General features: G+C 34.7%; 5 protein-coding genes. 3 read left to right on the top strand and 2 right to left on the bottom strand.

Annotated elements, in window-relative coordinates:
- Window positions 1-51: 51 nt before the first annotated feature.
- Entirely contained in the window at window positions 52-1,413 is a 1,362-nt protein-coding gene (locus tag JCM6256_RS08835) for an IS4 family transposase (protein WP_025081321.1), read from the bottom strand.
- A 271-nt stretch (window positions 1,414-1,684) separates the two neighbouring features.
- On the opposite strand from JCM6256_RS08835, the gene JCM6256_RS08830 reads away from it, so the two are divergent.
- Window positions 1,685-2,509, top strand: coding sequence for an aldo/keto reductase (locus JCM6256_RS08830; RefSeq protein ID WP_025081320.1), 825 nt, complete (start codon window positions 1,685-1,687; stop codon window positions 2,507-2,509).
- 45 nt (window positions 2,510-2,554) lie between these two features.
- Here JCM6256_RS08830 and JCM6256_RS08825 read toward each other — a convergent pair whose 3' ends face one another.
- On the bottom strand, window positions 2,555-4,075 hold the full coding sequence (locus JCM6256_RS08825) for a M1 family metallopeptidase (protein ID WP_035438539.1): 1,521 nt from the start codon (window positions 4,073-4,075) through the stop codon (window positions 2,555-2,557).
- A 218-nt stretch (window positions 4,076-4,293) separates the two neighbouring features.
- Here JCM6256_RS08825 and brnQ point away from each other — a divergent pair, with 218 nt between their 5' ends.
- A complete protein-coding gene (gene brnQ, locus JCM6256_RS08820; RefSeq protein ID WP_025081318.1) occupies window positions 4,294-5,661 on the top strand; it encodes a branched-chain amino acid transport system II carrier protein in 1,368 nt (455 codons plus the stop codon).
- A 129-nt stretch (window positions 5,662-5,790) separates the two neighbouring features.
- Complete coding sequence (locus tag JCM6256_RS08815) at window positions 5,791-7,002, top strand: MFS transporter (protein ID WP_025081317.1); 1,212 nt, start codon at window positions 5,791-5,793, stop codon at window positions 7,000-7,002.
- The last annotated feature ends 177 nt before the right edge of the window (window positions 7,003-7,179 follow it).

Below are 7,179 nucleotides of genomic sequence, written 5' to 3'. Positions count from 1 at the left end.
TTTTTTGACAGCACAAATAAGCCATCCTAGACAACTGGCTTAAAAATTAACTTATGCGGCTAAACGATAAGGAAAACCGACCACTAATTTAGCTTTTAAATTTCGCTTGTCTTTTCTTCCTGGCCTGATTGGAGTTAAATAAAATGCCATATCCAGCAGTAATTGAGTAAAGATTACATCTGAATTATCACTTATATTAAAATATCGTCGCCAAACACAGCAGGCCATTTTAAAGTCTATTTGGTATTGATATTTTCCTTGAGAATATGGCTTTGGGCTTGCAATTACTGATAAACTCACGGCATTATACATTGCGAAATGGGCGTATAATTCCATATAAACAAACTGGTCTTTTTTAGAATGAAACTGCACTCCGCTTAAATCGTATTTAAGCTCTCTAAAAGAAGTCTCTATTCCCCAGCGAAGATGATAGATCTCTTTCATTCTGGCTAAAGGAAATTCGTCTCGGTCTAAATTGGTGATGAGCACTTCCCACTCATCGTCTGAACCTGGCGAATTGATTCTAAACTTGCACACTCGGAAATTTACATTGCATATATTTCCAAAGTCCCAGCGTTGATCTTTAGTGTATTTGGAAAAAGCAGTTTTATGATGATGCTTGGGGTGAAGAATCAAATGAAGAAATTTTTCCGTGTCCTTGTGAGTCATGTAATAGCGATGCAATGAGGTTACTTTGCAAGATAAATCAATGTCGTATTCATTATCCGACATTGCAGCGATTTCTTTAATCCCGCCATATCCAGTCTTAGTTCTGATAACATAGTGGCAATGCTTAAGTCGATTGCAGTTCTCAATTAAATTAAAGCTGCTGTAGCCACGGTCCATTAAAACTATAAAATCTTTTTCTCGCTGCGCCAAGTTCTTTAACATTGCAAGAGCCGCTTCACGTTCATCCATCTTTTGGCGCGGTTGAAAAATCAAGTCCAGATATAGTTTGTTTAAAACATCATAGAGGGCGTTTACGTGAACCTGGCAATATCTTCGGCCATCTTTGCCTTGAAAAATATTTTCCGACTTAGGATTAAACGGCTGATCAAAATCAGAACCGTCAATTGCCGCAACTAAATATTTATTATCCAGCAGCTGCAGTGCATCGTTTGCCCGACTAAGCTCCAACATAATTTCTTTAAAACACTCGGGCTTTAATTTAGCCTTTTGTTGTTCGAAAGCTGAAGCCGTCATTCTGGAATTCACATCAGGAAAAGCATGAAAAATTTCCGAGTTCAGACTGCCCGCTCCCATGTTGAGAATCAGCTTAATTAAATCAGTCGGATTAAGTTTGCGGCAACGGGTAAAGGCCTGATCTGAAACGGAAAAATCATGAATGTTGGCAGCGATTTTATTGATAATACTATCCATCAGTTTTAAAATGTTTAAATGAAGGGATTTCATGAGAGACACAACCTTTCTATGAAAGACCAGATAATATGATAAAAGTGAGCAGAAGGGCTAATAAACTCTGCTCACTTTTTATTTTAAAAAGAAAAAGAACCGAATCAAATGATTCGGTTCATAAAGTCAGCTTTGTCAATGTCTTAACTTAATGACATTGAGTTAAAGCTTGGATATTTTTTATTTTGATAAATAAACAGTATATTTGAAATATTAATTATTTATATACTAAACTAAATAGAAAAGAATTATATATGAAAGGATCTAATAAATGAAATATTTTTCCTTAAATGATGGCAATCGCATTCCTGCTCTTGGTTTTGGCACCTATAAATTAAACGGTTCCCAAGGTGTGGCGGCTATTCGTGCCGCATTAACTAACGGCTACCGTTTACTTGATTCCGCTGTTAATTATGAAAACGAAGGCGCTGTTGGCCATGCTGTAAAACAAAGTAGCATTTCTCGTGATAATATTTTTATTACTTCTAAGCTTCCAGGGCGTCATCACAGCTACCAAGAAGCCATCAATCAAATTCAAGAATCACTCTATTCGGCAGATCTGGATTACTTTGACCTATACCTTATTCATTGGCCAAACCCTAAAGAAGACAAATACGTTGAAGCTTGGCAAGCCTTAATTGATGCTCAAAAATTTGGATTAATTCGTTCTATTGGTGTTTCAAACTTTGAACCTGAGCATATTGATCGTTTAATTAAAGAAACTGGAGTTACTCCTGCTGTAAACCAAGTCGAACTTCATCCTTATTGTTCTAATAAACAAGTTCGTGAATACGATGATCAACATAAAATCATCACTGAAGCTTGGAGTCCTCTTCAACGCGGTGGCGAGGCTTTTAAAGAAGAAATTGTCCAACAATTGGCTAAAAAATATGCTAAATCACCTGCTCAAATTATTTTAAGATGGGAAACTCAAATGAACGTTGTTCCTATTCCTAAAGCCAGTTCCTATGATCACCAACTTAGCAATTTAGATATTTTTGATTTCAAACTTACTAATGATGAAATTCAAAAACTCGTTTCAATTGATAAAGAAAATGGTCGTCGCTTCGATCCTAACGAACACGAAGAATTTTAATTTAATTAATAACAAAAAGAGACTCGCAATGAGTCTCTTTTTTATCTATAAATATTTTGGATCTATGAAGTTAGAGATTATCTTGTTTACCTTTTTAGAATTATCATATTTGCGAATGATATTTAAAAATTCTCTACCTGTAGTCTGCTTTAAATAATATGTTCTATAGTAGTCTTGCATAGCCTGGAAGAACTTTTGCTTTCCCATTGCTACCATTAATTCATCATAAAACATTTTGGCTGTATCATAAGCTATATCCGCCTCATCTTTACCCTTCGGTATTTTATTCAACGGATAATTAATGATTGAACGCTTATTGTCCTTAATATCCATTTTAATAATAGCATTAAATGTTTTAACGAGTCTCCGCCTATCCTTATCTGTAAACTTAACATGCATCATTTTCGTCTGCATTGTACGACTTGGGGTTTTGGTCAATCCATAAACAGATTCTTCAAAGAATTCTGCCATACCTTCATCAAGCCATGGTTCAGTATATTCATCTGTCCCAATGGTAGAATAAAACCATTGATGCGCAACTTCATGACTAACATCTCCAACTAATTCAGTATAAGCATAAGAGTTAGGTGATTTTTTCTTATTAAGGAACCCATTACCTGAAATCATAATCAAACCAGGATACTCCATCCCTCCCGTTGAGTTATTAAATGGATATTCAGTAATATCTAACTCCTTATAGGGATATTTGCCTACTTTTTTGTCAAATAGCTTTAAACTGTCAATTGCCGTTTGTTTAGTCAGCTTATTATAATTAGATGACTTTTTGCCAGGTAAATAAAAATTATTTATCACAATTCCGTCAGCTTTAGCATGACTAACCTTAAAACGATTAGAAGCAACAATTGCCATGTCACGTGCATCCCTTGCCTCAATCGTTGTCTTACCATTAAAGATTGAATTATCCCCAGTTGCTGCTACTTTATACGACTTAGGTGCATAGAAACTTACATGATAATTAGATACACCGTTATTTCTATTCTCACCTTCATCACTATATGGATGATAATTCCATTGACCATTACGATAATCGCTTAAATAAGGAAAGCAAAATGATAAATTATAAACCTTTCCTCCCCTAATATTTTGATAGCCAAAACGGTCTTTACGATAAGGTACATCAGTTGTTAGCTTTAGTGTAATGGCTTGACTTTGTCCTGCCTTAAGATCACTAGGTAAAGTTACATATAAATTGCTATGATCCTCACCATAGTTATATGAAAGATTTTTACCTTCTTCACTTACGCTATAAACGGTTGTCTTAACATTTTTATTATGCTTTTTAAAATGTTTACGATTATATTTAAGTACGCCATAAGCAATATTACGTACTACTACTTCTTTAACTGAATTTTGACCATTATTCTTAACAGTAATCGTCACTGTTTCATTAAGCTGATTCCTCTTAGTATTCAACTTAACATCCATTGCATAATTATCAGCCTTAATTTCAGGATCAGCATCTGCCTTTACTTGCTCAGAAAAACAAAATGATGTAATTAATGTTATGCCTGCCACTAACAATAACTTTTTATACTTAATTCTCATAATCTATTCCTCATATATTTTATCTTCTCAAAATATTTGTCCCTAGTTTACAAGATGACTTTAAAAATTTCAAGCGGTTTCATAAAATGCAATATTGACTATAAAAAACTTATTCGGTATATTTGAATTACTTGTTAAAGGTCAAAGTATACAGAATAATTATGTCCTTTAGGCCAATAGCTTAAAGGATATTTTTATGTCTTGGAGAGGATGGTATAGTGACAGATTCTAAAATAACATTACGTAAAACTTTGATTATTGCTTCCTTATTCTTTGGGATGCTTTTCGGTGCCGGAAACCTAATTTTTCCCGTTCATTTAGGACAGTTAGCCGGCAATAACTGGATACAGGCAAGTGGCGGATTTTTAACTTCAAGTGTCTTGTTACCGCTTATGGCATTATTTGCTTTAAGTATTAGTCGAGCAAACGGTATTTATGATTTAGCCAAACCTATAGGTGGCTTTGCGGCTTCTGCATTTTTGCTTTTAGTTCACGCAACAATTGGGCCTCTTTGCGCAACACCTAGAACAGCTACTGTTCCATTTGAAATTGGTTTCGCACCATATATGCCTAAAGGGATGCAAGGTTGGGGATTGCTTATTTTTACAGCAATTTTCTTCCTAATTGTTTACTTCTTATCCGTTACGGAAGCAAATATTACTGATTTAATCGGTAAAATTCTTAATCCCGTATTTTTGATAATGCTATTCCTTATTTTCTTATTAGCATTTATTCATCCCTTAGGAAGTGCAAAGACAGTTACCTTTACTGCTGATTATAGTAACAGCTCTATGGCTTATACTAACGGATTCTTGCAAGGTTATAATACAATGGATGCCTTAGCTTCATTAATCTTCGGTATTACAGTTATTACCTCTATTAAGGCCTTGGGTATTAAAAAGCCAAAGAATGTTTCTATTGCTATGGCAAAAAGTGGTCTTTGGGGTATGGCCGGGATTGCTATTATCTATATCTGCTTAATTTGGCTTGGCGCAACTAGCTTGCATCAATTCAAAATTGGTGCTAACGGTGGAACCACTCTTTCTCAAATTTCCCACTATTACATGGGAACAGTCGGTAATGCGCTTTTAGCAACATTAACGACTATTACATGTCTTAGTACTGCAATGGGATTGGTTGTTGCCTTTGCCCAAGACTTTAATGAGCGTTTCCCTAAGATCTCATATAAAGTCTTTCTTACAGCCAATTGTTTGCTTTCATTCATTTTTGCCAACTTAGGCCTTGATCAAATCATTGCCTGGTCGAAACCAATCTTGATGTTCTTATATCCAATTGCAATCAGTTTGATTATTCTTGGTATTCTTTCACCATTATTTAAACGCGATGCAATCGTATATAAGACTACCTGCTATTTAACCGTAATTCCCGCAATTTTTGATTTATTCAATGCTATGCCTCCTGTATTACGAGATACGAGCTGGGCACAAGCAATTATCAAATTTGCACAAAATCACCTGCCTATGTACGATTTAGGCTTCAGCTGGATAAGCTTTAGCGCAGTTGGACTTATTATTGGTTTGATTATTCATTTTACTAAAAAAGAAAAAACAATAGATAATAAATAGTAAATATAAAAAGAAGTTTGACGTTTTATATCAAACTTCTTTTTTGTTAGTCTTTAGATTTTCTTAAAACATTCACTAAGTAATGTTAGATATAATTAAAAAGTATCTTTTTAGAAAGTTGAGAATAATATGACTCACAAGAAATCTTTTGTTCCTTGGTGGATCTTTATTGTTTGTTGTTTTATATCGATGATTGGTTTCGGTCTAATCGTTAATACGATTGGATTATTCTTTGGCCCAATCAGTAATGAATTCCATGTTGGCCGTGCTAATGTTGCATTGATGACGACATTTCAGAACGCGGCTGCCGCAATTACTTTGCTTTTTGCGGGTAAAATTATGGAAAAGGTTAACTTGCGCTGGCTGCTTACGGGATGCTTCTCTCTTATTGCTATTAGCATGTTAAGCTTGTCTGTAGCACATAGTTTAATTCATTTCTATATTGCATGGATCATTATCGGTATTTGTCAGCCAATTGCAATTACTTTATCTATTCCGGTTTTATTAAGTAAATGGTTTAACGAAAAACTAGGTACAGTAATGGGGATTTCCCTTGGATTATCTGCATTTGGTGGAACAATCTTCAACCCAATTATTGCGGAAATCATTAATAAAACCGGTTGGCGAGGCGGCTTTATTGGCGAAGGATTAATTTTAGGATTAATTCTTATTCCGTTAGCTATTTCAATTAAACCTAAGCCTGATGACAAGCATCCCGCATTTGGGAAAGCCATTTCTGATGATAGCGAAAAGATCTTATCAGGAATGACTTTAAAGAATGCATTGCATACTCCTGTCTTCTATGCTTTGGCATTTGCTATGCTGGCCTTACAATTCGTTTCAGGCAGTGTTCAGCATATTTCAGGACATATTACCAATATTGGTATCTCACCAATTGTAGCTGCAACTGTTGTTTCAGGAGTAATGATTGGTGCTGCAGTTGGTAAAATTTCTATTGGATATATGCTTGATAAGTTCAACGCTCGCTTAGTACTATTTATCTATTCTATATTAGGGATTATAGGATGGAGCGGATTGGTAGTTTTACGCGACAGCAAGTTATTGATCGCTTCTGCATTTGTTTTAGGACTAGGTCAAGGTGTCTGTTTAGTTGCTTTGCCATACTTAATTAGACAAGAATTTGGCGAAAAAGATTACAGCAACATTCTTTCTGTTATCAATATGCTTGGTGCATTTGCAATGTCTGCTTCCGTATACTTAGTTGGTTTATTCTTTGATCAAACCGGTTCTTACAATATGGGATGGATTATCAATGCTGTAGCATATGCATTAAGTTTTATTGCAATGATGATGACTTTGAAAAAGAAAAATGCAAAATAATTATTAGATATAAAAAAATGCGTTAAGAGATCATTCTCCTAACGCATTTTTATTTGGCTCTATAATTTTTCCTGTTGATGACTTATCTTCGTGATAAGCTATTAACAGGTTTTTTATTACATAAAAAAGGAGGACATAGTCCTCTCTAATAAAAAATCTATTCCACTAAAAATTCTA

It is taken from the genome of Lactobacillus hamsteri DSM 5661 = JCM 6256 (assembly GCF_000615445.1).
GTDB classification, from domain to species: domain Bacteria; phylum Bacillota; class Bacilli; order Lactobacillales; family Lactobacillaceae; genus Lactobacillus; species Lactobacillus hamsteri.
The sequence above is the reverse complement of the archived record's forward strand: the minus strand, read 5'-3'. Positions and strand labels throughout refer to the sequence as shown.

Bases quoted from the DNA above. Each gene is read 5' to 3' on its own strand.
- JCM6256_RS08835 (WP_025081321.1), bottom strand. From the start codon at position 1,413: ATGAAATCCCTTCATTTAAACATTTTAAAACTGATGGATAGTATTATC.
- JCM6256_RS08830 (WP_025081320.1), top strand. From the start codon at position 1,685: ATGAAATATTTTTCCTTAAATGATGGCAATCGCATTCCTGCTCTTGGT.
- JCM6256_RS08825 (WP_035438539.1), bottom strand. From the start codon at position 4,075: ATGAGAATTAAGTATAAAAAGTTATTGTTAGTGGCAGGCATAACATTA.
- JCM6256_RS08815 (WP_025081317.1), top strand. From the start codon at position 5,791: ATGACTCACAAGAAATCTTTTGTTCCTTGGTGGATCTTTATTGTTTGT.